Raw genomic sequence first — 21,495 nt, 5'->3', positions numbered from 1 at the left:
CCCCGCACGGGAAGGCGGGGTGGGATGCGCCCCGGACCGGGCGCGGTGGCCCCCGCAGCGGGGCCGGGCAGGGGACGTGGCGGGGAAGGGCGGCGCCGGGAAGGCGTCGCGGCCGTTGCCGATCGCCACATTGGTCCAGACCACAAATCTTGTCAAGTTCCTGATCAGTAACCGGGGGCGACCACGAGGTCGAGCCCGGTCCGGTGACGGGTCGGCTCGGACGAACGGCTCGGGACCGACCCAACGTCCCCTTCGGCTCGACCCCCTGACGGAGCGTCGACCCGGGCCCGCAGGTACGAAGACCCGACCCGCCAGTGCCTACGAGAAGCTGATCGAGGCTCGGCACCCCGCCGCACGCCGTCGCGCCGGCCCGTCCGCCGTCAGGGAAGCGGCGGACCGGCCGACCACCGGAACCGACCGGGCCGGCGGGGTAGATGCCCCTGCGGCACCCCTGCACGGCTCTCGCCGGGTTTCGCGAGTGCCCGGAAAACGGCCGACCCCCGTGCCCCGCACGGGCACACTGAAGCGATGCTGACCGACCACTGGCCGCTCGCCGGACTGAGCGTGCGCACCCCGCGCCTGGAGCTGCGGCTGCCCACCGAACCCGAACTCGCCGAACTGGCCGAGGTCGCCGCCCGCGGCGTCGTCAAGCCCGGCACCCGCCCGTTCCGCTCCACCTGGTCCTACGGCACGCCCGTCGAGCGGGCCCGCTCCGTCCTGAAGGCCCACTGGCGGTCCCAGGCCGACTGGACGCCCGAGGAGTGGGCGCTGGTCCTGGTGGTCTTCGCCGACGGCCGGCCCGTCGGCGTCCAGTCGCTGCGCGCCAAGGAGTTCGCGATCCGCCGCGAGATCCTGTCCGGCTCCTGGCTGGGCATCGAGCACCACGGCCGGGGCCTGGGCACCGAGGCCCGCGTCGCGATGCTGCACCTCGCCTTCGCCGGCCTGGCCGCCGAGTCGGCGATCTCCGCCTCGTTCACCGACAACGCCGCCTCCGTCGCGATCTCCCGCAAGCTCGGCTACCTCCCCGACGGCGTGGAACGCGACAACCGCCACGGCGAACTCGCCCTCACCCAGCGCTTCCGCCTGGACCGTGTCGACTGGCAGCCCACCCGGCGCCCCGACATCGGGCTCACCGGCCTCGCCCCGTGCGCCGAACTGTTCGGCATCTCCGCGGCAGACTGAGGAACTGCCGCTCCCGGTGCGGACGTTGGACGGAACGAAGGTCGGACGGACGACGGAGCGGTGATGCTGCCCTACTTGATCGCGCTGGCGGTGCTGGCCGGCGTACTGACCCTGCTCGGTCTGGCCGGGCAGGCCCTGCGGCGGCACCGCGGAGCCTCCGCCGCGGTGGGCGGCATGCTGGCCGCCTACGAGGAGGCGGTGCGCGGCACCTCCTACGCGGCGCACGCCGAACTGCTCGCCGAGGCCGACCGGAAGATGCCGATCGAGGTGCCCGGCGGCCGGTTCGAGGGCCGGGCGCTGCTCGCGGACCGGGCGGCCCGCCCAGCCCGGGGGCGGTGGCGGACCGTCAGGGCGTGGTGGCGGCGGGGCTGATCGTCACATTGAGGTGTTTCATGATCGGCTGATCGCTCTGGCTGCTGTAGTCGCCCAGCGCGCACAGCACGTTCATCTCCGGCATGTACCCGGCCGCGCAGCCGCGCGGCAGGTCGTACGGGACCGCCAGGTAGCCGTGCAGCGCGCGCGTCGAGCCGTCCCGGGCGGTCGCCACGATGTCGACCGGGTCGAACTCGGCGAGCCGGCGCTCCCGCATGTCCTGACGGTTCATGAACACCAGCGTGCGCAGGTTCTTGACGCCCCGGTAGCGGTCGTCGTCCGAGTAGATGGTGGTGTTCCACTGGTCGTGCGAGCGCATCGTGCCCAGCACCAGCGTTCCCGGGCCCGGCAGCACGTCCGGCAGCGGCGCGGTGGAGAACTCCGCCTTCCCCGACGGGGTGAGGAACACCAGCTCACGGGCCGGCTGCCGGATCCGGAACCCCAGCGGCAGCCGGACCCGCCGGTTGAAGTCCTCGAAACCGTCCAGCACCTTCGCCATGGTGTCGCGGATCCGGTCGTAGTCCTCCACGTACCACTCCCACGGCGTCGCACTCCCCGGCAGCGCGGCCCGCGCGATCCCCGCGACGATCGCCGGCTCGGAGAGCAACTGCGGGGACGCCGCTCGCTTCCGCATGCCCACCGACAGGTGCACCATGCTCATCGAGTCCTCCACCGAGGTGGCCTGCACCCCGCCCCGCTGCCGGTCCTGCTCGGTGCGGCCCAGGCACGGCAGGATCAACGCCCGCCGCCCGTGCACCAGATGACTGCGGTTGAGCTTCGTCGACACCTGCACCGTCAACTCGCAACGGCGCAGCGCCCGGTGGGTGAACTCGGTGTCCGGCGCGGCCATCGCGAAATTGCCGCCCATCCCGACGAACACCGACACCTCGCCGCGTGCCATCGCCCCGATCACGCCCACCGTGTCCAGGCCGTGCTCGCGCGGCGGATCGATCCCGCAGACCTTCGCCAACCGGTCCAGGAACGCCGGCGCCGGCCGGTGGTCGATCCCGCAGGTCCGATTGCCCTGCACGTTCGAATGCCCGCGCACCGGCGACGGCCCCGCCCCCTCGCGGCCCAGGTTCCCGCGCAGCAACAGCACGTTGACGATCTCCCGGACGGTGTCCACCCCGTGCTCGTGCTGCGTCACCCCCAGACACCACGAGAAGATCGACCGGTCCGCCTCCCGGTACACCCGCGCCGCCTCCAGCAGCTGCGCCCGGCTCAGCCCGCTCTGCCGCTCCAACTCCTCCCACGGCGTCCGCTCGCACAGCTCCCGGTACGCCGCGAACCCCGTGGTGTGCCGCTCGACGAACTCCTGGTCCAGCGCCCGCGGATCGTGCCTCGCCTGTTCCAGCAGCGCCTTCGCCATCGCCCGCAGCAGCGCGAAGTCCCCGCCGATCCGCACCTGCAGATTGAGCGTGCTGGTCGCGGTCGCGCGCATCAGCGCCATGTTCGCGAACTCGTGCGGCACGATGGTCCGGGTCGCCGCCGCCTCCACCAGCGGATTGACGTGCACCACCTGCGCGCCCCGCCGGTGCGCGTCGGCCAGCGCGGTCAGCATCCGCGGCGCGTTCGACGCCGCGTTCACCCCCAGGACGAACAGCGCGTCCGCCGCCTCCCAGTCCTTCAGGTCCGCGGTGCCCTTCCCGGTGCCGAGCGAGGCCGTGAGCGCCCGCCCGGACGCCTCGTGACACATGTTCGAACAGTCCGGGAGGTTGTTGGTGCCCAGCTCACGGGCCAGCAACTGGTACAGGAACGTCGCCTCGTTGCCCAGCCGTCCCGAGGTGTAGAACGCCGCCCGGTTCGGATCGTCCAGACCGCGCAGCACCCCGCCGACCAGCTCGAATGCCTGCTGCCAGTCGATCGGCCGGTACTTGTCGGTCTCCGGGTCGTACACCATCGGCTCGGTCAGCCGGCCCTGGTCCTCCAACGCGAAGTCGCTCCACCCCGACAGCTCGGTGATGGTGTGCGCCGCGAAGAACTCCCGCCCGACCCGCTTGCGCGTCATCTCCCACGTGACGTGCTTGATGCCGTTCTCGCAGATGTCCAGGTGCAGGCCCTTGTAGTCGTCCGGCCACGCACAGCCCGGACAGTCGAACCCCCCGCCCTCGTGGTTCATCCGCAGCACCGCCCGCGGCCCGTCCACCCACTCGCCCGTCCGCGCCAGCACCCGCGTCACCGACTTCGCCGCACCCCATCCCGCAGCCGGATGCCGGTACGGCTCCACCCGCGGCTCGGCCCGGTACGGCTCCACCCGCGGCTCGGTCCGGTCCGGCTCCTCGGTAGCGGTCACGGCGGCACTCCTGGCTCTGCGAGGGAACAACGGCCCGGTCGATCCTGCCCTCCCCGCCCACCCGGAGCCGGCCGTCCACGCCACGCCGCCCCCGCGAACCACCCGGGCGGCGGCCAGAACGGCCGTCACCACACCGGCGGCTGTACCAAGTCCCGGCCGCCGCGGTGCCAGGTCGGGACGTAGTCCTCCGGCGGGGACGGCAGGTTCGCCAGGAGACATTGCGCTCTGGGCAAGGCCCGGTCGGTCGGACGAGCGGAGTCGGCGCTGGGTGCAGGCGGCAGGGTGGGGTGCTGTTCAGGCGTGGACGGGTTCCGGGGTGCGGTTTCGGGTTCGGGGGGTGCGTTCGTCGCGGGTGGTGGCTGCGGACACCGCGCATGCCGCCAGGGCGAGCGCTGCTGCCGCGAGGGGGAACCAGCGGCCGCCCAGGAGGCCGATCGCGGCCGAACCGGCGATGCCGCCGGCTGCTGTGCCCAGGTACAGGGCGCTGCTGTTCAGGGAGATCAGCAGCGGCGCGTTGGCCGGGTCGATGGACGCCAGGCGGTGCGGCAGCGCCACCGACACGGCCCAGCCTGCGAGCGGGACCACCAGGGCGTACCCGAGGGCGCCCGGCATGGAGCGGCCCAGCCACGGGAGGGCCGCGAACGCGGCTGCCGCTGCCGCCGAGCCGGCCAGCAGTACCCGGCGCACCCCGAGGCGGTCGACCAGGCGTCCGCCCAGCCAGCTGCCGGCCACCGACATCACGCCCGAGGTCAGCAGGATCACGCTCAGTCGGCCGCTGTCGCCGCCGGTGGCGCCGGAGACGGCGGTGGCCAGGTAGATGTAGACGCTCTGGAAGGCGAGGAAGAACACCAGCGTGGTGGCTGCCGCGCCGAGGACCCGGGGTCGGCCCAGCGGTGCGAGGCGTGCCCGCAGGGTGGGGGCGGCGACGGGGGAGGGCAGGTCGCGCAGCAGGAGGGCCAGGCCGGCGAGCGCGGCCAGGCCCAGGGCGGTGACCAGCCACATCGTCAGTCGCCAGTCGGTGCGCCCGACCCAGGTGCCCAGCGGCACGCCCAGCGCGGTGGCCACCGTCATCCCGCCGAGCACGGTGGCCAGCGCCCGTCCGCGTCGCTCGGGGGCGACCAGGGTGGTGGCGACCGCGTTGGCGGTCGGCGTGTAGAGGGCGGCGCCGGCCGCCGCCAGCACCCGGGTGGCCAGCAGGAGTCCGTACGTGGGGGCGAGCGCGCTGAGCGCGTTGGCCGCGCTGAACACCGCGAGCGCGGCCAGCAGCAGGCGCCGGCGCGGCCAGCGGGCGGTGAACGTGGCCAGCACCGGGGCCAGCAGCGCGTAGCCGAGCGCGAAGACGGTGACCAGCTGGCCGGCGGCCGGCACCGACACGTGCAGGTCGGCGGAGACCGGGCCGAGGATGCCGGCCACCACCATCGAGTCGGTGCCGACGGCGAAGGTGCCGAGGGCGAGCAGGAGCAGACGTACGGGCATGGGAAGGCCCCCCGGGGCGCAGGAAACGGTTCGTCGTGCGGGCGGCAGCACTGCTGCACGCTCTGTTGGATATGCATGCAACAGTTGGACGCTCGTCAAACATTCGAGGATGGGTGGATGATTGTCAAACCATTCCGATCCCGGCCCCGGCCCCGGCCCCGAGGAGCACGCGCCACCCATGAGCGACACCGAGCGGCTTCCCCAGCCCGCCACCGCAGACATCGACCTCGTCACCGTCCTGCACGCCCTCGGCGACCCCGTGCGCATGACCCTGCTGCTCAGCTACGCCGACGGCGCCGAACACTCCTGCGACCCGCACGGCCTCGGCCTGGACCACCTCCACAAGTCGACCGTCTCCCACCACATGCGCGTCCTGCGCGAAGCGGGCGTCACCACCACCCGGGTGGCAGGCCGCAACCGCTTCGTCAGCCTGCGCCGCACCGACCTCGACGCCCGGTTCCCCGGCCTGCTCGACGCACTCCTCCCGGCAGCGGCCTCCTGACCGGCCGGGCCGCGGGCACGCGTCGCCGCGCCCCCGGTCAGGGCGCGGCTTCTCAGGGCCGCACGGCGCCCGGGCACCGCGCGCCGATCACCCCCGAAGGATCGAGGCGTTCGAGCCGGGCCAGGCACTGCCCGATCGCGGCGACCAGGTCCTCGGCGCTCACCGGGTACTCCTCGGGCCCGGTGGACAGCAGCTCCTCGACGTTGCCCTCGTCGTCCTCGACGGAGACGGTGGCCTGCAGGTCGGTGCCGGCGGCGCCGAAGTCGACGGAGAGGTGGAGGAGCAGCGTCAGGTCGTCCGCCAGCTCGATCAGCAGGCCGTCCGTGTAGGAGGCCTGGTCCGGCCGGTCCGAGTACTGCCAGGCCGGGCCCAGCGGCCGGCGCCCGTGCACCGCGCCGGCGGGGGCGTTCTCCGCCCAGGCGCGGGCCAGTGCCTTCAGACGGAAGTGGGCATCGCGGAGCGCCACTGCCAGGGCGACCGCGGCCTGCCCGCTGGTGTTCATCAAGTCCGGTCCTGTTCTTTGCTGTTGACGGTGGGCGAAGCGTACTGTCGGGTCCGGGAACGGCTCCTGTGTCGACGGTCTCCGCATGCCCGGGAGCATAGGGTGTTCGTCCCACCCGCCCCCTGGTCACCACGGGTGGTGCGGCCTCACAATCGGCAGGATGAATCAGACGCGTACGACCTCAACCGACTGGTCCGGCCTGGCCCGTGGGCTCGACGGCACTCTGCTCCGGCCGGGGGAGGAGGGGTACGGGGTGGCCCGGCTGCCGTACAACTCCCGGTTCGAGGTGCATCCGCGGGCGGTGGTGTTCGCGCAGGGGGTCGAGGACGTGCGGGAGACGCTGGCCTTCGCCCGGCGGTACGGGCTGCCGTTGGCGGCCCGCAGCGGGAGCCACAGCTACGGAGGGTGGTCCACCAGCCCGGGGATCACGCTCGACCTGGGGCGGATGAACGCCGTCGCCACCGGGGCCGGGAGGGCGACGATCGGCGGCGGTGCGCTGCTCATCGACGCCTACGACGCGCTGCTCGCCGAGAACCTGAGCATTCCGGCGGGGAGCTGTCCGACCGTCGGCATCGCGGGGCTGACGCTCGGCGGCGGGCTCGGATCGGTGTGCCGGGCCTACGGGTTGACGTGCGACCGGCTGGTCTCCGCCGTGGTGGTGACCGCGGACGGCCGGATCAGGCAGTGTTCGGCGGAGCGTGAGCCGGAGCTGTTCTGGGCGTTACGCGGTGGCGGGGGCGGGAACTTCGGGGTGGTCACCGGGTTCACCTTCCGGACGCACCCCACGACCGAGGTGACCAGGGCTTCGCTGCAATGGAGTTGGCGCGATGCGGCCCGGGTGGTGGACGCCTGGCAGCGCTGGGCGCCGGCCCGCCCGGACGAGGAGTGGTCCTGTCTGGGGCTGAGCGCCGAGCCGACCGGCGGGTGCACGGTGGCGGTGAGCCTGTACGTCCTCGGTGACGGGCCGGACGTCGCCGACACCCTGGTCGCCGCCGTGGGGGTCGAGCCGGTCGAGCTGCGCAACGAGGTCATCTCGTACCGGGAGATGATCATGTCTATGACGGGCAGTCAGGGCACCGTCTCGCAGCTCCACCTGACGGGCCGGACACCGGACGCGGTGCTCGACCGGCCGCCGTTCGTCGCGGCGTCCAACTTCTTCCCGGTCCACCTGCCGCCCGCCGGCATCCACGCGCTGGTCGCCGCCGTCGCCCGTCGCGCGTCGGACGGCGGACCGGGCTACGTCCTGCTGGACAGCCTGCGCGGGGCCGTCGGCCGGGTGGCGCCCGACGCCACCGCGTTCGTCCACCGCGACGCGCTGTTCTCCGCGCAGTACCACTGCATGTTCGACCCCGGCACCCCGGCCGCCGCCCTGGACCGGGCGGCCCGCTGGCTGCGGGGCGTGCGGCGGGCGATGCGTCCGTGGGCCGGTGACAGCGCGTACGTCAACTACGCCGACCCGTACCTCGACGACTACGCCCGGGCCTACTACGGGGCCAACCTCCCGCGGCTCGTCGCCGTCAAGGCGGCCTACGACCCGGACGGGTTCTTCGACTTCCCGCAGGCCGTCCCACCCCGGCGGGCCGGTGCGTCGCCGAGGTAGGCTCACGGGCTGTGAACAGGCTGAACGAGGGCGGGAAGACGCGGCACCTGGTCCTTCATGACTACGGCATGGGGGGTCTGTGGTGGTGGGTGTGGGCGGGCTCGGCCGAGGAGATCGTCGAGGCCTGCGCCGAGGTCGAGGTGGTCACCGAACCGGACCTCGTGAAACGCGTCGAGACGTGGAACGTGGCGGAGATCCACCTCGACGACCCGGAGCCGAATCCGCTGACCAGCTTCCGCGCCAAGCGGGACGCCCAGCGCGGGCAGCCCGGGTTCGGCGCCCTGGTGGGGCGGGACCGGGTCCATCTGCGCTCGCCGGAAGGCGAGGACGGCGAGGTCTACCTGGACGAGCTCGGGCCGGACGGGCGGCGCGTGCGCCAGATCGAGCTCCGCGCCGACGGCGATGCGATCAGGACGACCGCCGAGGACTGGCTGTTCAACCCGCCGTCCGACCTCTACGACCCGCAGTACGCGGCGCTGGAGATCGGCCGTGACGAATTCGAGGACGCCTGGCGCCGGGCGCGCCGCGAGCCCGCGGAGTGAGCGACCGCCGGTCCGGGGCTTCGGCCGGGCCCCGACGAGGGGCGGCCCGGCCGGCACCGGCTACTGACGGACCGTCATCACTTCAGGTGCCGGGCGAAGAAGCGCGCGCCGGCGTCGAGTTCGAAGTGCGGGACGCCGGTGTGGCCGCCCATGTTGGCGTGCAGGGTCTTCTCCGCGGAGCCGAGGGCGTCGAACAGGTTCAGGGCGGTCTGCCGGTCGTTGCCCTCGTCGTCCCACTGCAGCAGGACCTGCAGCGGGACGGTGACCCGGTGGGCCTCCTCGAACATCGCCGCGGGCACGAAACTCCCGGCGAACAGGTTGGCGGCCGCGATGCGCGGCTCGACCACCGCCAGCCGGATGCCGATGGAGATCACACCCCCCTCGAAGCCGACCGGGCCGCCGACCTCGGGCAGCGACAGGCAGGCGTCCAGGGCGGCCTGCCACTCCGGGACGGCCTGCTCGACGAGCGGCAGCACCAGTGCGTCGACGATCTCGTCGCCGACCGGCTCGCCCGCGGCCAGCGCCCGGCGCAGGCTCGCGCGAGCCTGCTCGACGCCGGGAAGGAGGGGCCGCTCACCGCTGCCGGGGAGTTCGACGGTGGCCGCGGCGAAGCCGTACTCGGCCGCGTAGTGGCGGGCCCGCGCCGCGAGCCGGGGGTACATCCGGCGCAGCCCGAGCGGGGGATGGCCGATCAGGATCAGCGGCGCCGGAGCGGACGTCACGGCCGGCGTCCAGAGGATGCCGGGGATCCCGCCGAGGGTGAATTCGCGTTCGAGGACGCCGTCGTCGTGGCGCTGCTCGGAAGTGAAGTGCACGGTCGTGCCTTTCGGGAGTGCGGTTGAAACGGCGCTCCCGGACGACCTATCGTCCGACCGTGACCCCGGAGGGGAGCACCCACGTCGATATTGCGTTCACGGGTACCACCTCCACGTTCTCTCGCACGGCCTCCGGAAACCTAGCAGTGGCCTCGCCGCTCCGCCAAACGGTTTTCGGCCGCGGGCCGTGCGGGACGTCGGACGACAACCGGAGGCGAAGACCGTGCTGGTGTGGATCAACGGACCGTTCGGCGGCGGCAAGACGCAGACCGCCCACAACCTGGCCCGCCGACTGCCGGACGCCGCCGTCTGCGACCCCGAACAACTCGGCTTCGGCCTGCACCGGATGCTGCCGCCCGCGCTCCGCGGCGACTTCCAGGACCTGACCGCATGGCGCACCGGGACCGTCGAGATGCTCGACCTCGCCGTCCGGCGCCACCTCGGCCCGGTGATCGTCCCGATGACCGTCACCGAGCCCGCACACTTCGCCGAGACCGTCGGCCGCCTGCGCGAACTCGGCCACGACGTACGGCACTTCACCCTGCTCGCCGACCGCGCCACGGTGCTGCGCCGCCTCGCCGAACGCGAACCCGTACACCACCTGCGCCGCCTCGCCGGGCTGCCCGCACCGGCACGCGGCGAGAGCTTCGCCGTCGCCCGCCTCGACGACAGCCTGCGCCGCCTCGCGGATCCCGCCTTCGCCACCCACCTGCACACCGACCGACTGACCGTCACCCAGACCGCCGACCGGATCGCCCGCCTCGCCGGCCTGCACCCCGCGCCCGACACCGACACCGCCCTGCGCGCCACCCTCCGCCGAGCCGCCGTCAAGCTCCGCCACCTGCGCCTCGACTGAGCAGACCTCGAAACGGGACCGCGGGTCCGCGAGGGCCGGTCCGGTGCGGGGCCGCCGGGCGGCGGGCGCGTGCGGGGTGAGCCGATCCGGCAGCCGGCGCACCGACACCGGCCGCCGGGGACAGCGCCCCGGGGCCGGTGTCGGAAAGCGATCACCAGATGGGGGCGAGGAGTTCGCCGGTGGTGGCGTGGTGAACGGCGATGGCCTCGACGGGGCACATCTCGGCGGCCTCGGTGAGGGTGTGGGAAGGGGCGGCAGTGGGATGGACGGGGATGGCCCGGCCGTTGGGGCCGAGGGCGAGGGCGTCGGGGGCGGTGCGGGCGCAGAGGCCGCTGCCGATGCAGCGGGTCTGGTCGACCGTGACGACGACGGGGTCGGGGCTCACCAGGCCACGTCCAGACGCAGGGGGCTGCGGGTGAGCAGGCCGGTGCGCCAGGCGATGTCCTCGACGGGGGCGGCCAGGCGCAGGTCGGGGAGGACGCGGGCCAGGTGGTGCAGGCCGAGTTCGAGTTCCATCCGGGCCAGCCAGGCGCCGAGGCAGTGGTGCGGGCCGGCGCCGAAGGTCAGGGACGGGGCGCCGAGGGGGGAGAACAGGTCGGTCGGGCCCGTCGGGTAGACGGCCGGGTCGTGGTTGGCGGAGCCGGCGTCGCAGGCGATGATCGCGCCCTCGGGGATCAGCACCCCGCCGATCTCCACGTCGGCGACGGCCCGGCGCAGCAGCCCGGGCGCGGAGGTGCGGTCGCCGAGCGGGACGGTGCGCAGGATCTGCTCGGTGGCCGCGGTCGCCGCCGACAGGTCCTCGCCGACCCGCCGCCAGGCGTCCGCGTGCTGCGGGTCGAGCAGGTACACCAGCGCGTTGCCGAAGCTGGTCATGGTGGTCTCGTGGCCGGCGATCACCAGGCCGATGGTCAGCGAGGTCAGCTGCTCCTCGGTGACCCCGCCGGTCTGGTCGGCGGCCTGCACCAGCGAACTCACCAGGTCCTCGCCGGGGTTCTCGCGGCGGGCCACCACCAGCTGGTACCCGAACTCGCTGAACTCCCGGATGGCGGTGCGGATCTCGTCCGCGGTGTACGCCGTGGTGGACAGCGCGTGGTCGCTCCAGTGGCCGAGCCGGTCGATGTCCAGCCCTTCCAGCTCCATCAGCCGGCTGATCACCCGCACCGGCAGCGGCTTGGTGAGGGCGGCGACCACGTCCGCGGGCGAGCCGGAGGCGGCCAGCTCGTCGACCAGCTCCCGCACCACGCCGTCCACCCAGGGCCGCCAGCGTTCGATCGCGCGGGGCGTGAACGCGCGCTGCACGGTGCGGCGGATCTGCTGGTGGTCGGGGCCGTCGCTGTTCAGCATCGACGCCGGGTCGTCCAGGATGTTCGGCGTCAGCGTCAGCGGCGGCGCGTCCGGCGCGTGCAGCGTGGCCCGGCCGAAGCCGGGGTGCGCCAGCGCCTGCCGGACGTCCGCGTGCCGGCTCAGCACCCACACCGGGGTGCCGGTCGGCAGCGCCGCCTGCCTCGGCGGGCCGGGCTCGGCGTGCAGCAGGCAGTGCAGGGGCACCAGCGGCTGCGCGTCGGGGGCCTCGGGGTGCGCGGCGGTGGTCAATTCGGTCCTCCTGGCGAGTGGCTGCAGGCTGCCGACCGGCAGCCACTCCCGACCGTATGCGGTGCACCGGCCCCGCAGCAGGATGGAATCCAGCCACCCCTGGAATCCCAACTGGTGGGCAGGAAACGGAAATTGGTTCGACAAGGTGAGGGGTCGTCAGGGGGCGACGACGGCCAGCGCCTCGATCTCGATCAGCAGGTCGGGCCGGAACAGCGCCACCACCTGCACCGCCGAACTCGCCGGCAGCCGCGCCGGGTCGATGTGGGCCTCGCGGGCTTCCCGGATCGCCGGAAGGTACGCGATGTCGGTGACGAAAATGGTCAGCTTGACGACGTCCGCGAAGCCTGCACCGGCCGCCGCCAGGCAGCGGTCCAGGTTCGCGAACACCTGCCGGGCCTGCGCCCGCGGGTCGCCGTCGCCGACCACCCGGCCCTGCTCGTCGAGGGCGACCTGGCCGGAGACCTGGACCAGCCGGCCGGTGGCGGCGACCACGTGGGTGTAGTTGGCGGCCGGGGCGACACCCGGCGGCTCGGTGATGTGGGTGAGGTGCGAGGAGCTCATGGCGATCATCCTCGCCCAGCCGGGCCGCCCGGCGCACCCCGATTCGGGCCGCGTCAGCCCTCGACCTGCGGCAGCTCGCGCAGGAACGGCCGGTCGCTGCTTGGGAGTCGGCCGAGCGGGCCGGCCGCCCGCAGCACCACGTCCAGCACCGCGTCCGGGTCGCACGCGTAACCGCCGCTCGCCCAGGCCGCGTTGGCCTCCACCACCGCCCAACCACCGGGCGTGCGGCCGACGTCCACCACCGCCGCGCTCGGCAGCGGCGCGCACTCGGCGGCGGCCGCCAGCACCTCGGCGGCGAACACCGACAGCTCCGAGGCGTCCGACTCCGGTGCGCCGACGGACAGTTCGCCGTCACGGGAGTAGCGGGACGCCGCCCGCACCGCGCCGTCCAGGACGAACAGCCGGTACTCGACGGCGAATCGCACCACCTCGCTGACCAGCACCGGCACGTCGCCGTCCAGCAGCTCCGGGCCCGGCAGGTCGCCGCCGCGGTCGTACACCCGGGCCGCGAAGTGCTTGTCCGCCGGGGCCTTCACGAACGCCGGCCCGGACAGCCGGCGGGCCGCCGCGAGGGTCGTCAACTCGACGGTGCGACCCGTCAGTTCACGGGGCAGCGCGGACAGCCAGTCGGCCGACGGCTCCAGCAGGCCCAGCCCGAGCGCCCCGCCGACCGCGTCCGCGAACAGCGGGCCGCCGTACAGGTGGACCTGCTGCCCGCTCAGCTCCTGCGGAGCCCGCCAGGAGGCCGCCGTGAACGCCCGCAGGCCGCGCCGGCCCGCGGCGGTGCGCAGCTGCAGGCCGGTCTCGTTGATCCGCGGCGCGAGCAGCAGAGTGGCGGTGGTGGAAGTGGTCATGGCGGCGATCATGACGTATCGACAGGCCTCCTGGCCAGGGGATTTACCCGGCCGGGAGGTTCGCCGGAGCGGGCCTGACCGGGCTCAGCAGGCGGGCGGACGCTCCGGGCAGTCCCAGTCGCGGGCGTCGACCGGCGTGCCCGCCCCGTCGGTCGGGCAGTGGCAGGCGCCGTGCGGCCGCACCGTGACCGAATCCGGCCGACGAGCGACCGAGAACAGTTCGTGCGGACGGAGCGGGCCCGCCCACGGGCCGTCCTCGTCCGGTGCGGGGGTGACCAACGCGAACACCCCACCCGGTGGAATCCAGCAGGCGTCCGGCCACGGCTCCACCGTCAACGCCGGCGCGGAATCACCACCGTCGCCCACCAGCAGCCGTGCCGTTCGACCCTCGACGGCCATGCTCGGTCCCCTCCCGCGTCCGGCCGCCCCGTGCCCCGGGACGGTGTGCCAGCCACCGGCGGCCGGGCGGGCCACCGGGTGGCTCAGAGGGTACGGCGCATCGCCAGCCGCGGCCAGCGGTCCAGTCCGTGCGCCGCCTCCCGCGCCCGCACGTCGCGCAACTCCGGCCCGAGCAGCGCTTCCGGCACCGGCCGGAACCCGCAACGCTCGTAGTACGGCGCGTTCCACGGCACCTCGGCGAACGTCGTCAGCGTCAGCGCGGGCAACCCCTCCGCCCGCGCCACCTCCGCCGCGTGCTCCAGCAGCGCCCGCCCGACACCCCGGCGCGCCGCGTCCGGGTGCACCGACACCTGCTCCACGTGCAGCGCGTCGTCCACCCGCTCGGCGATCAGGTACGCCACCGGACGGTCCTCGTCGTCCACCGCCACCCAGGCCTGCCCCGCCTCGACGAAACGCGTCAACTCCTCGACCGACAACGGCTCGTCCTCCGCGATCTCCGCCATCCCCACCTGGTGGAACCACCGCCCGGCCGCCCGCTCGATCTCCTGAAGCGCCGACAGTTCCGCGACCTGCACCGTTCGTACCTTCATACGCCCATTGTGCCCGGCCCCGACGCCCGCCCCCGACGCCCGGCCCCGACGCCCGGTTCCGTCAGGCCGGCGGCTCGGCGGCGAGGCGGCCGGAGCGGATCGCGGCGAGCAGGGCCGCGTGGTCGGCCTCGGAACGGTCGGCGTAGGCGACGGCGAACGCGGCCAGGGCCTCGTCCAGGCGGTCGTCCTTGCCGCAGTAGCCGGCGATCAGGGCCGCGTCGGCGGTGTGGGCGTGGGCCCGGGCCAGCAGGGCGCCGGTCAGCCGGCCGTAGTCGTCGAGCTGGTCGGGCGTCAGGGCGACCGGATCCACACTGCCCTTGCGGTTGCGGAACTGGCGTACCTGGTAGGGGAGTCCGGACACGGTGGTCCAGCCCATCAGCGGATCCGACACCACCTGCATGCGCTTCTGCCCGAGCACCACCCGGCGGCCCTCGTGCCCGCCCTCCGCCGGTACCGGGAACCCGGCCCGCACCAGGTGCGGCAGCAGCACCGACGGGCGGGCCTCCTTCACCTGGAGCACCAGCGGCCCGCCCCGGCGGTCCGTCAGCAGCACCACGTACGAGCGGGTGCCGACACTGCCCGTGCCGACCACCCGGAACGCCACGTCCTGCACCCGGAACCGGGCCAGCAGCGGATGCAGCTCCGCCGGCACCGTGTGCCGGTACGAGGCCAACGAGTCCGCTATCGAACGGGCCTGACGGTCCGTCAGTTCACCGAGGATCGGCGGGGCCGGCGTGAACCGCCAACCCCCGTCCTCGGTACGGACGGTGGAGCGGGCCGCGAACTTCGCACCGGTGTTGCGCAGCGCCTTGGCCGACACCGCCGCCAGCACCTCGCTCAGCTCGTGCGCGCCGGCGAACTCCACCAACTGGTGGTCCGCGATGGCGTCCCAGGCGTTCCACGCGTCCAGCGCCGGCAGCTTCGCCAACCGCCGCATCGTCCGCCGGTACGTCGCCGCCGCGTCGAACGCCGCCCGGCGGCAGGCGGGTTCGTCCGCGCCCAGCTGTCGGCCCGCCAGCACCAGGCTCGCCACCAGCCGCTTCAGGTCCCACTCCCACGGGCCGGGCACCGTCTCGTCGAAGTCGTTCAGGTCCAACGCCAACCGGCCCCGGGCATCCCCGTACAGGCCGAAGTTGGCCGCGTGCGCATCCCCGCACAACTGCGCCGTGACACCGCTCACCGGCGTGGTCGCCAGATCGTGCGCCATCAGGCCGGCCGAACCGCGCAGGAACGCGAACGGCGACGCCGCCATCCGCCCCACCCGCAGCGGCACCAGCTGCGGCAGACGGCCCGCGTTCGCCGACTCCACCGCCGCCACCACCTCCGGCCGCGCCGCCGACGAAACCAGCAGCGAGTGCGACTCCAGCGGCACCCGCTCGCGCAGCAGCTTCCCGCGCCGCTTCGGGCCCTCCGCCGACAGCGCCGGATCCACCTCCTCCGCCCACTGCTCGGCCGGCTCCCGGCCCGGGAACGCGGAACCCTCCCCGGCGAACCCGTCCACCGTGAACTCCCGTGCGAACGAGGACAGTTGCCCGCTCTCCCCGACCTCCACCGCCGACACCCCGGACTCCCTCCGCCACCGCGCCACACCCGACAGGGACCGCCCCCACCAGCGGTGACGCTACCCGGCCCGGCCCGCACCCCCATCGGGCGGGTCCGTCGCCGGCCGCCGAACACCCGGTCGTACCATGCCGACATGGCACACGACATCCACAACCTCGACCCCGCGTACCTCGCCTTCTGGCGCGACTACCACCTGTGCACGCTCACCACGCTGCGCCCCGACGGCAGCCCGCACGTCGTGCCCGTCGGCGCGACCTTCGACCCCGGGACCGGGATCGCGCGAGTCATCAGCAGCCGGGAGAGCCGGAAGGTCCGCAACGTGCTGGCCGCCGGCGAGGCCGGGCAGCGGGTCGCCATCTGCCAGGTCGACCGGGCCCGGTGGGCCACCCTGGAAGGCCGCGCCGTGATCCGCCAGGACGCCGCCTCGGTCGCCGACGCCGAACGCCGCTACGCCGAGCGCTACCGGCAGCCGCGAGAGAACCCCGAGCGGGTGGTCATCGAGATCACCGTCGACCGGGCCCTCGGCCGCGCCTGAGCGCCTTCGAGCCTCAAGTGCCTTCGAGCCTGGGCGACTTCGCGCCCGAGTCCGGCGGACCGACGGACCGGAGGCCGTCAGGCCCGGGCGGTGACGACGTGGAAGGTGACGGTGGCGAGGAACGGGCCGGCGGCGAGATGCGCGAGCCAGCGGTCGGCGTCGGCAGCGGACAGGTAGCCGGCCGCGACGGCGCGGCGGGTGACCCGTTGCAGGCCGAGCACCCGGTCGGCGGTGGCCACCTCGCGGAACACCGGGGTCAGCGGGTGGACGTCGACCACCTCGAACCCGGCCTCGGCCGCCAGCCGCGGCAGTTGACTGCCGATCCGGGCGTTGCGCACCGCATGGTCGGTGACGTACCGGGTGTACGCGGCCGTCAGCGACGGCTCCGGGTGATCGACCGTCAAGGTCCCCCAGTCCGGCTCGCCCAGCACCAGCAGGCCACCGGGACGCAGCACCCGGTGGGCCTCGCGCAGGGCGAGTGCCGGATCCGCGACGTGCTGCAGCACCCGGTCGGCCCGCGCCCGGTCGCAACTCGCGTCCGCCATCGGCAGATCGTGCACGTCGGCGAGCCGCACCGCGACCTGGAACAGGTGCGCTGTCCGGTCGGTGGCCGCGTCCGCCGCCTCCCGGTCGTGGTCCACCCCGTACACGGTGCCCTCCGCGCCGACCGCCTCGGCCAGCGCCGTCAGATCCGTGCCCGGGCCGCACCCCAGATCCACCACCGTGTGACCGCGCTCGGCGGCGAGCGACGTGAGCATCGTCGCCTTGTAGTGCAGACCCGGATCCGAGACGGCCAGTCGATCCAGGTAGGCGATCGGGTCGGGCGGCACGGTCTCGAACACGCGGGAGGTCATGACCGGAAGTCAATCAAACCCGGACCCGCCAGGGGAAGCGTCTTCCCCCAGGACAAGGGGCGTACGCCGGGGAGGCCAGGGAGGTCGACGGGGGAGCGGCGGCGCGCTGCCGGCCCCGGCGGGACCGGCCTCAGGACCCCGACGGCAGTGGGACGGTGAGCTGGGTCTCCGAGTCGAACGTCCGCGCCGCGTCGAAGGTTCCCGTCAAGTCGGGGTGACGGCCCAGCAGTTCGTGCGCCTGCGCGAGCGCGGCCGGCTCCAAGCGACGGGTCAGACCCAGATGCGGCATCCAACGGCCGGGCAGATACCGCGGATCGGGGTCCGGTGCGGCCGCCAGCAGCCGCCACACCTCGCGGTGCAGCTCCACCAGCGCCGGGCTCGGCACCACGCCCCAGGTCAGCACCCGTCGCCGGCTGCGCGCGGCGAACGACAGCAGGCCGGCGAACCGCACCTCCAACGGCAGTGCGCCCGCCAGCAGTTCACCCAGTTCGGCGAGCCGCTCCGGCTCGATCGCGCCGCACGCCGCCAAGGTCAGGTGCGGCCGGTGCGCCGGATGCGGAAGGTCCGCCAACGAATCCACCCCGCCGTCGGCCAGCTGCCGCCACACCGTCCGTACCGCCCGGTCCAGGGTCGGCGCACAGGTCAACTCGATGGTTCGCATCTCCCCACCGTAAGGCCCGCCCCGGCCGTACCCGTGAGCGCCCCGTGTGATGGGCTGTCCGGATGCGCACCATTGACCCGTCCTCGCCGCACCGATCCTTGAACGGCACTGAACTGATGGACCGTCGGGAGGGGTGGAAGGCCCGGGCCGGCCGGCTGGTGGCCGCCGTGGCCGTCCTCGGGTCGGGCCTGGTCGTCCCCGGCCTGCTGCCGGCCGCCGCCGGGGCGCTGCTCGGCGGCGCGCTCTACACCGCGCTGCTGCACACGCTGCTGATGGCCGCCGCGCCGCGCCTGCGGCCGTGGACCGCCGGCGCCGCCGCGCTCGCCGTCAGCTGGGCCGTCGAACTGTTCCAGCTCACCGGCGTCCCCGAGTCGCTCGCCGTCCGCAGCCGGCTGGCCCGGCTCGCCCTCGGCACCACCTTCGACGCCTCCGACCTGCTCGGCTACACCCTCGGCGCACTCGCCGCCGTCGCGGCCCACCTCGCCGCGCGCCGCCTCGCCCGGCGGATCGCCCATCGGACAGCCCGCCGCCCGGCGGCGGGGCGCGCCCGGCAGGTCGGGTAGCGGCGGGTAGGTCGGATCGCGGCGGACAGGTCGGGTAGCGCCCGGCAGGTCGGGTCGTGGCGTGTTGGGCAACGGCCGGGGCAAGCGCGGCGTGTCGGGCGGGCGCGCGGTACGACGCGCCCGAGGGCAGATGGGTACATTTGGGACATTCGGGAGCAGAATCAGGCTTCGCGCGTCCACGCACAGAAGGCCGAACCGCCTTCGGAAAGGGTCTCCATGTACCCCGCCCTCAGCCCCGCCGTCCTCGCCGAGCTGCGCCGGCCGCGCCCGTACCCGGCGGTGTCGATCCTGATGCCCACGCACCGGCGCGAGCCGGACAACGCGCAGGACCCGGTCCGGCTGCGCAACCTGGTGGCCGAGGCGAAGGAGCGGGTCCAGAACGACCCCGCGGTCGACCGCGCCGTCCGGATCGACGTCCTGGGACAGCTCGACCGGGCCCTCACCGAGGTCGACCTGGTGCACGCCGAGGACGGCCTGGCGATCCTCGCCGCGCCCGGCGAACACCAGGTGTGGTCACTCGGCCGTACCGCCCCCGCCCGGGTGGTCCTGTCCGACACCTTCCTGACCCGCAACCTGGTCGCCGCGCAGATCGCCGAACGCCCGCACTGGGTACTCGCCGTCGCCGCCGACCGGGTGGTGCTGTGGGGCGGCACCCAGGAACGCGTCACCGAGGAGAAGGCCTACGGCTTCCCGCTGGTCCGCGAGTACGACAACCCCGACCCGGAGCGCCAGGAGCAGATCGGCGACACCCCCAGCACCTTCCGCGACGAGGAGACCAAGACCTTCCTCCGGCAGGCCGACACCGAGATCGGCAAGGTGCTCGCCGCCGACCCCCGCCCGCTCTACGTGGTCGGCGACGCGCCCGCGCTCGCCCTGCTGGACGCCGTCGGCCCGATGGCCAAGGAATCCAGCGCGCAGCTCCCGCACGGCGGCCTCGCCCAGGGCGGCGCCGAGACCGTCCGCCAGGTGGTCGAACCCGCCGTCCGCGCTCACGCCGACCAGGAGATCTCCGACGCGCTCGCGCAGCTCGACAAGGCACGCGGCCGCAAGGCCTTCGCGGCCGGCCTGGACGAGGTCTGGCAGACCGTCGGCGAGGGCCGGATCGCCCTGCTGGTCGTCGAGGAGAACTTCCGCACCACCGTCCGCGACGACGGCGACCACCTGGTGCCCGCCGAGGCCGACCAGCCCGGCGCCCGCGAGGACATCGTCGACGAGGTCATCGAACGCGCCCTGGACGCGGGCGCCAAGGTCAGCTTCGTCCCGGACGGGACCCTCTCGGACGCGGGGCGGATCGCGGCCGATCTGCGCTACTGACGCTGCGAAACAGGGGCGCGTGGGGGTATCTCCCGGCCCGCCAGGGCTGGGGGAGAACTGCGCGAGACGGAAGGCACCCCGTCCGCGAGGTCGCGACGCAGGACAGTGACCTGCACTTGATCGCGACCTTGCGGATGGGGTGTGCGCTTGTCGCGCCGCCCCCTCCCCGTGCTCAGCCCGTGGACGCCCCGAGGATCGCGCCGACCGCGTAGGTCACGCCCATCGCGATGCCGCCGCCCAGGACGTTGCGCAGCACCGCCCGGCGCGGGTCCGCGCCGCCGAGGCGGGCGCTCGCCCAGCCTGTCACCACCAGGGCCGCCAGGACCGCCACCACCGTGATCCACACGCGGTGGGTGGGCGGCGGCAGGACGATCGCCAGCAGCGGCAGCAGCGCGCCCACCGTGAACGCGGCGAAGGAGGCCCACGCGGCGTGCCAGGGATCGGTCAACGCCTCGGGGTCGATGCCGAGTTCGGTCTCCGCGTGGGCGGCCAGCGCGTCGTGCGCGGTGAGCTGCACCGCGACCTGGTGCGCCAGTTCCGGGTCCAGGCCCTTCGCCTCGTACAGGCCCGTCAGTTCGGCGAGCTCCGCCTCCGGCGTCAGGTGCAGCTCCCGCCGCTCCATGGCCAGCGCCGCCTGCTCGGCGTCCCGCTGGGTGCTCACCGACACGTACTCGCCCGCCGCCATCGACAGTGAGCCCGCCAGCAGGCCTGCCAGACCTGCCGTCAGCAGTTCGGTGGAGGTGGCGTTCGCACCCGCCACACCCACGACCAGGCCTGCTGTCGACACCACGCCGTCGTTCGCGCCCAGCACTGCTGCCCGCAGCCAGTTCAACCGGTTGCCCAGCGCACCGTTGTGCGCCTCACCGTGTTCGATCGGGCCCTGCCCCTGAGAAGCCGTCATGACCCCAGTCTGCCCGCCGACCGCCCGGCAGACCCGCAGCGGCGGCGGGACGCCGGGGAGCGCGTCGCGCGGAGGGGCGGAGTTCTCAGGCGGCGGACAGGCGGCGGGTCAGCTCGCGGTGCACCTGGCGGGTGGTCAGGCCCAGGGTGTGCAGGGCGAGACGGCCCGGTCCCGAGGCGTCCGACTCCAGGACGGCCAGCAGCAGGCGCTCGGTGAGCAGGCCCGCCCCGGCCGACGGGTCGGCGAGGCGCTGGTGGACCCGCGCCGCGCCCGCGGCGAACGGCGGGAACTCGCCGCGCGGCACCGGCGGCAGCGGCCAGGCGTGGTCCTCCCAGGCCTGCACCAGCGCGGACTCCCACGCCTGCTGCGACACGCCCAGGCCCGCGAGCACCGCCGGCGCCGTGCCGTCGGCCGCCGTCAGCGCCAGCAGCAGGTGGCCGGTGTTGGTCTCGCGGTGGCCCAGCAGCCGGGCCCGCTGCCGGGCCTCGTCCAGCAGCGCGTCCGTCTCGTCCTCCGCCGCCTGGGCCTCCTCGGAGCGGGCGCCGGCCGCCCCCGCCGGGCCCGCCGTCGCGAGGAAGTGCTCCACCAGCCGGTGGCCCAGCTCGGTCAACTCCCGTGCCAGCCGGTGCGCGTGTGCGATCCGCTCGACGTCCGGGGCCCCGGCCGTCTCGGCGTCGACCCGGGCCACCCACCCCGCAAGATCCAGATCTGTCATGTCCACCAGGCTGCCCGGGGCTCCGCCGCCCGGTCAAACCGGGCGAGGAATGGTCAACGGCGGCTCACCGCAGTGCCATCAGAGCGTGGTCGGGTCCGGATTGCCCTGTGGGCTGCCGGTCCACCAGTTCCCCGGCGCCTGCGGATCGCTGCTGGTCCAGTACTCGACGATCGCGGTGACGAACTCCTCCGGGGACAGCGCGCCGTCGCCGTCCCGGTCCAGGTGCGCGAACGCGGTGTCCGCGTCGACGCG

At 74.1% G+C, this 21,495-nt stretch carries 25 protein-coding genes; 9 read left to right on the top strand and 16 right to left on the bottom strand.

Going from position 1 to position 21,495, the window contains the following annotated elements; translation table 11 throughout:
* Positions 1-528: 528 nt before the first annotated feature.
* Complete coding sequence (locus IEZ12_RS22630) at positions 529-1,182, top strand: GNAT family N-acetyltransferase (RefSeq protein ID WP_189274067.1); 654 nt, start codon at positions 529-531, stop codon at positions 1,180-1,182.
* 63 nt (positions 1,183-1,245) lie between these two features.
* Positions 1,246-1,554, top strand: coding sequence for a hypothetical protein (locus tag IEZ12_RS22625; protein ID WP_052508974.1), 309 nt, complete (start codon positions 1,246-1,248; stop codon positions 1,552-1,554).
* Here IEZ12_RS22625 and IEZ12_RS22620 read toward each other — a convergent pair.
* Both IEZ12_RS22620 and IEZ12_RS22615 read right to left on the bottom strand, forming a co-directional pair.
* Positions 1,529-3,847, bottom strand: a complete 2,319-nt coding sequence (locus IEZ12_RS22620) for an FdhF/YdeP family oxidoreductase (protein WP_373295514.1) — start codon at positions 3,845-3,847, stop codon at positions 1,529-1,531. The genes IEZ12_RS22625 and IEZ12_RS22620 overlap by 26 nt on opposite strands.
* Positions 3,848-4,141: 294 nt before the next feature.
* Positions 4,142-5,323 carry an MFS transporter gene (locus IEZ12_RS22615; RefSeq protein WP_189274065.1) on the bottom strand — a complete coding sequence of 394 codons (1,182 nt, stop codon included), beginning with the start codon at positions 5,321-5,323 and terminating at the stop codon, positions 4,142-4,144.
* A 178-nt stretch (positions 5,324-5,501) separates the two neighbouring features.
* Here IEZ12_RS22615 and IEZ12_RS22610 point away from each other — a divergent pair, with 178 nt between their 5' ends.
* Positions 5,502-5,825 carry an ArsR/SmtB family transcription factor gene (locus tag IEZ12_RS22610; protein ID WP_043907255.1) on the top strand — a complete coding sequence of 108 codons (324 nt, stop codon included), beginning with the start codon at positions 5,502-5,504 and terminating at the stop codon, positions 5,823-5,825.
* A 52-nt stretch (positions 5,826-5,877) separates the two neighbouring features.
* Here the strand turns inward: IEZ12_RS22610 and IEZ12_RS22605 are convergent, their stop codons facing one another.
* A complete protein-coding gene (locus IEZ12_RS22605) occupies positions 5,878-6,327 on the bottom strand; it encodes a hypothetical protein (protein ID WP_189274063.1) in 450 nt (149 codons plus the stop codon).
* Between the two features lie 160 nt (positions 6,328-6,487).
* Here IEZ12_RS22605 and IEZ12_RS22600 point away from each other — a divergent pair, with 160 nt between their 5' ends.
* Together IEZ12_RS22600 and IEZ12_RS22595 are read left to right on the top strand one after the other, a co-directional pair.
* Positions 6,488-7,927 carry an FAD-binding oxidoreductase gene (locus tag IEZ12_RS22600; RefSeq protein ID WP_189274061.1) on the top strand — a complete coding sequence of 480 codons (1,440 nt, stop codon included), beginning with the start codon at positions 6,488-6,490 and terminating at the stop codon, positions 7,925-7,927.
* 11 nt (positions 7,928-7,938) lie between these two features.
* The gene (locus tag IEZ12_RS22595) at positions 7,939-8,469 is read left to right on the top strand and encodes a hypothetical protein (protein WP_229847796.1); all 531 of its coding nucleotides are present in this window, start codon (positions 7,939-7,941) and stop codon (positions 8,467-8,469) included.
* 77 nt (positions 8,470-8,546) lie between these two features.
* Here IEZ12_RS22595 and IEZ12_RS22590 read toward each other — a convergent pair whose 3' ends face one another.
* Entirely contained in the window at positions 8,547-9,284 is a 738-nt protein-coding gene (locus tag IEZ12_RS22590) for a dienelactone hydrolase family protein (RefSeq protein WP_189274059.1), read from the bottom strand.
* 223 nt (positions 9,285-9,507) lie between these two features.
* Here IEZ12_RS22590 and IEZ12_RS22585 point away from each other — a divergent pair, with 223 nt between their 5' ends.
* Positions 9,508-10,140 carry an AAA family ATPase gene (locus IEZ12_RS22585; protein WP_189274057.1) on the top strand — a complete coding sequence of 211 codons (633 nt, stop codon included), beginning with the start codon at positions 9,508-9,510 and terminating at the stop codon, positions 10,138-10,140.
* Positions 10,141-10,291: 151 nt separating this feature from the next.
* Here IEZ12_RS22585 and IEZ12_RS22580 read toward each other — a convergent pair whose 3' ends face one another.
* The 7 genes from IEZ12_RS22580 to IEZ12_RS22550 form a co-directional block, all read right to left on the bottom strand.
* On the bottom strand, positions 10,292-10,525 hold the full coding sequence (locus tag IEZ12_RS22580) for a ferredoxin (protein ID WP_189274055.1): 234 nt from the start codon (positions 10,523-10,525) through the stop codon (positions 10,292-10,294).
* Positions 10,522-11,733 (bottom strand): cytochrome P450, encoded by a 1,212-nt coding sequence (locus IEZ12_RS22575; protein WP_189274053.1) that lies wholly within the window; start codon positions 11,731-11,733, stop codon positions 10,522-10,524. Before IEZ12_RS22575 ends, IEZ12_RS22580 begins: the two co-directional genes overlap by 4 nt.
* A 156-nt stretch (positions 11,734-11,889) precedes the next feature.
* Entirely contained in the window at positions 11,890-12,294 is a 405-nt protein-coding gene (locus tag IEZ12_RS22570; protein ID WP_189274052.1) for a RidA family protein, read from the bottom strand.
* 53 nt (positions 12,295-12,347) lie between these two features.
* A complete protein-coding gene (locus IEZ12_RS22565; protein WP_229847792.1) occupies positions 12,348-13,148 on the bottom strand; it encodes an ATP-grasp domain-containing protein in 801 nt (266 codons plus the stop codon).
* 84 nt (positions 13,149-13,232) lie between these two features.
* Complete coding sequence (locus IEZ12_RS22560; protein WP_189274048.1) at positions 13,233-13,547, bottom strand: hypothetical protein; 315 nt, start codon at positions 13,545-13,547, stop codon at positions 13,233-13,235.
* Between the two features lie 83 nt (positions 13,548-13,630).
* Positions 13,631-14,137 (bottom strand): GNAT family N-acetyltransferase, encoded by a 507-nt coding sequence (locus IEZ12_RS22555; protein WP_189274046.1) that lies wholly within the window; start codon positions 14,135-14,137, stop codon positions 13,631-13,633.
* 61 nt (positions 14,138-14,198) lie between these two features.
* On the bottom strand, positions 14,199-15,698 hold the full coding sequence (locus tag IEZ12_RS22550; protein WP_373295513.1) for a DUF2252 domain-containing protein: 1,500 nt from the start codon (positions 15,696-15,698) through the stop codon (positions 14,199-14,201).
* A gap of 135 nt (positions 15,699-15,833) precedes the next feature.
* Between IEZ12_RS22550 and IEZ12_RS22545 the strand changes: the two genes are divergently transcribed.
* Positions 15,834-16,235 carry a pyridoxamine 5'-phosphate oxidase family protein gene (locus tag IEZ12_RS22545; protein ID WP_100588553.1) on the top strand — a complete coding sequence of 134 codons (402 nt, stop codon included), beginning with the start codon at positions 15,834-15,836 and terminating at the stop codon, positions 16,233-16,235.
* Between the two features lie 77 nt (positions 16,236-16,312).
* Here IEZ12_RS22545 and IEZ12_RS22540 read toward each other — a convergent pair whose 3' ends face one another.
* A complete protein-coding gene (locus IEZ12_RS22540; RefSeq protein ID WP_189274044.1) occupies positions 16,313-17,089 on the bottom strand; it encodes a methyltransferase domain-containing protein in 777 nt (258 codons plus the stop codon).
* A gap of 130 nt (positions 17,090-17,219) precedes the next feature.
* Entirely contained in the window at positions 17,220-17,750 is a 531-nt protein-coding gene (locus tag IEZ12_RS22535; RefSeq protein ID WP_189274042.1) for a 2'-5' RNA ligase family protein, read from the bottom strand.
* 116 nt (positions 17,751-17,866) lie between these two features.
* On the opposite strand from IEZ12_RS22535, the gene IEZ12_RS22530 reads away from it, so the two are divergent.
* The gene (locus IEZ12_RS22530; RefSeq protein WP_189274040.1) at positions 17,867-18,313 is read left to right on the top strand and encodes a ribosomal maturation YjgA family protein; all 447 of its coding nucleotides are present in this window, start codon (positions 17,867-17,869) and stop codon (positions 18,311-18,313) included.
* A 216-nt stretch (positions 18,314-18,529) separates the two neighbouring features.
* Positions 18,530-19,627 carry a baeRF3 domain-containing protein gene (locus IEZ12_RS22525; RefSeq protein ID WP_189274038.1) on the top strand — a complete coding sequence of 366 codons (1,098 nt, stop codon included), beginning with the start codon at positions 18,530-18,532 and terminating at the stop codon, positions 19,625-19,627.
* A 172-nt stretch (positions 19,628-19,799) separates the two neighbouring features.
* Here IEZ12_RS22525 and IEZ12_RS22520 read toward each other — a convergent pair whose 3' ends face one another.
* The 3 genes from IEZ12_RS22520 to IEZ12_RS38885 all read right to left on the bottom strand — a co-directional run bounded on the left by IEZ12_RS22520 (position 19,800) and on the right by IEZ12_RS38885 (position 21,465).
* The gene (locus tag IEZ12_RS22520; protein WP_189274037.1) at positions 19,800-20,528 is read right to left on the bottom strand and encodes a VIT1/CCC1 transporter family protein; all 729 of its coding nucleotides are present in this window, start codon (positions 20,526-20,528) and stop codon (positions 19,800-19,802) included.
* A gap of 85 nt (positions 20,529-20,613) precedes the next feature.
* A complete protein-coding gene (locus IEZ12_RS22515; protein ID WP_189274035.1) occupies positions 20,614-21,243 on the bottom strand; it encodes a Clp protease N-terminal domain-containing protein in 630 nt (209 codons plus the stop codon).
* Between the two features lie 78 nt (positions 21,244-21,321).
* Positions 21,322-21,465 carry a hypothetical protein gene (locus tag IEZ12_RS38885; RefSeq protein WP_229847815.1) on the bottom strand — a complete coding sequence of 48 codons (144 nt, stop codon included), beginning with the start codon at positions 21,463-21,465 and terminating at the stop codon, positions 21,322-21,324.
* Positions 21,466-21,495 lie beyond the last annotated feature (30 nt).

This window comes from Kitasatospora griseola (assembly GCF_014648555.1).
Classification (GTDB): domain Bacteria; phylum Actinomycetota; class Actinomycetes; order Streptomycetales; family Streptomycetaceae; genus Kitasatospora; species Kitasatospora griseola.
The sequence above is the reverse complement of the archived record's forward strand: the minus strand, read 5'-3'. Positions and strand labels throughout refer to the sequence as shown.

What these genes read in the sequence shown, in the direction of transcription:
- IEZ12_RS22560 (WP_189274048.1), bottom strand. Translation starts at nt 13,547, where the DNA reads ATGGCCGTCGAGGGTCGAACGGCACGGCTGCTGGTGGGCGACGGTGGT.
- IEZ12_RS22535 (WP_189274042.1), bottom strand. Translation starts at nt 17,750, where the DNA reads ATGCGAACCATCGAGTTGACCTGTGCGCCGACCCTGGACCGGGCGGTA.
- IEZ12_RS22610 (WP_043907255.1), top strand. Translation starts at nt 5,502, where the DNA reads ATGAGCGACACCGAGCGGCTTCCCCAGCCCGCCACCGCAGACATCGAC.
- IEZ12_RS22630 (WP_189274067.1), top strand. Translation starts at nt 529, where the DNA reads ATGCTGACCGACCACTGGCCGCTCGCCGGACTGAGCGTGCGCACCCCG.
- IEZ12_RS22570 (WP_189274052.1), bottom strand. Translation starts at nt 12,294, where the DNA reads ATGAGCTCCTCGCACCTCACCCACATCACCGAGCCGCCGGGTGTCGCC.
- IEZ12_RS22605 (WP_189274063.1), bottom strand. Translation starts at nt 6,327, where the DNA reads ATGAACACCAGCGGGCAGGCCGCGGTCGCCCTGGCAGTGGCGCTCCGC.
- IEZ12_RS22515 (WP_189274035.1), bottom strand. Translation starts at nt 21,243, where the DNA reads ATGACAGATCTGGATCTTGCGGGGTGGGTGGCCCGGGTCGACGCCGAG.
- IEZ12_RS22520 (WP_189274037.1), bottom strand. Translation starts at nt 20,528, where the DNA reads ATGACGGCTTCTCAGGGGCAGGGCCCGATCGAACACGGTGAGGCGCAC.
- IEZ12_RS22525 (WP_189274038.1), top strand. Translation starts at nt 18,530, where the DNA reads ATGTACCCCGCCCTCAGCCCCGCCGTCCTCGCCGAGCTGCGCCGGCCG.
- IEZ12_RS22530 (WP_189274040.1), top strand. Translation starts at nt 17,867, where the DNA reads ATGGACCGTCGGGAGGGGTGGAAGGCCCGGGCCGGCCGGCTGGTGGCC.
- IEZ12_RS22555 (WP_189274046.1), bottom strand. Translation starts at nt 14,137, where the DNA reads ATGAAGGTACGAACGGTGCAGGTCGCGGAACTGTCGGCGCTTCAGGAG.
- IEZ12_RS22600 (WP_189274061.1), top strand. Translation starts at nt 6,488, where the DNA reads ATGAATCAGACGCGTACGACCTCAACCGACTGGTCCGGCCTGGCCCGT.
- IEZ12_RS22625 (WP_052508974.1), top strand. Translation starts at nt 1,246, where the DNA reads ATGCTGCCCTACTTGATCGCGCTGGCGGTGCTGGCCGGCGTACTGACC.
- IEZ12_RS22615 (WP_189274065.1), bottom strand. Translation starts at nt 5,323, where the DNA reads ATGCCCGTACGTCTGCTCCTGCTCGCCCTCGGCACCTTCGCCGTCGGC.
- IEZ12_RS22540 (WP_189274044.1), bottom strand. Translation starts at nt 17,089, where the DNA reads ATGACCTCCCGCGTGTTCGAGACCGTGCCGCCCGACCCGATCGCCTAC.
- IEZ12_RS22545 (WP_100588553.1), top strand. Translation starts at nt 15,834, where the DNA reads ATGGCACACGACATCCACAACCTCGACCCCGCGTACCTCGCCTTCTGG.
- IEZ12_RS22565 (WP_229847792.1), bottom strand. Translation starts at nt 13,148, where the DNA reads ATGACCACTTCCACCACCGCCACTCTGCTGCTCGCGCCGCGGATCAAC.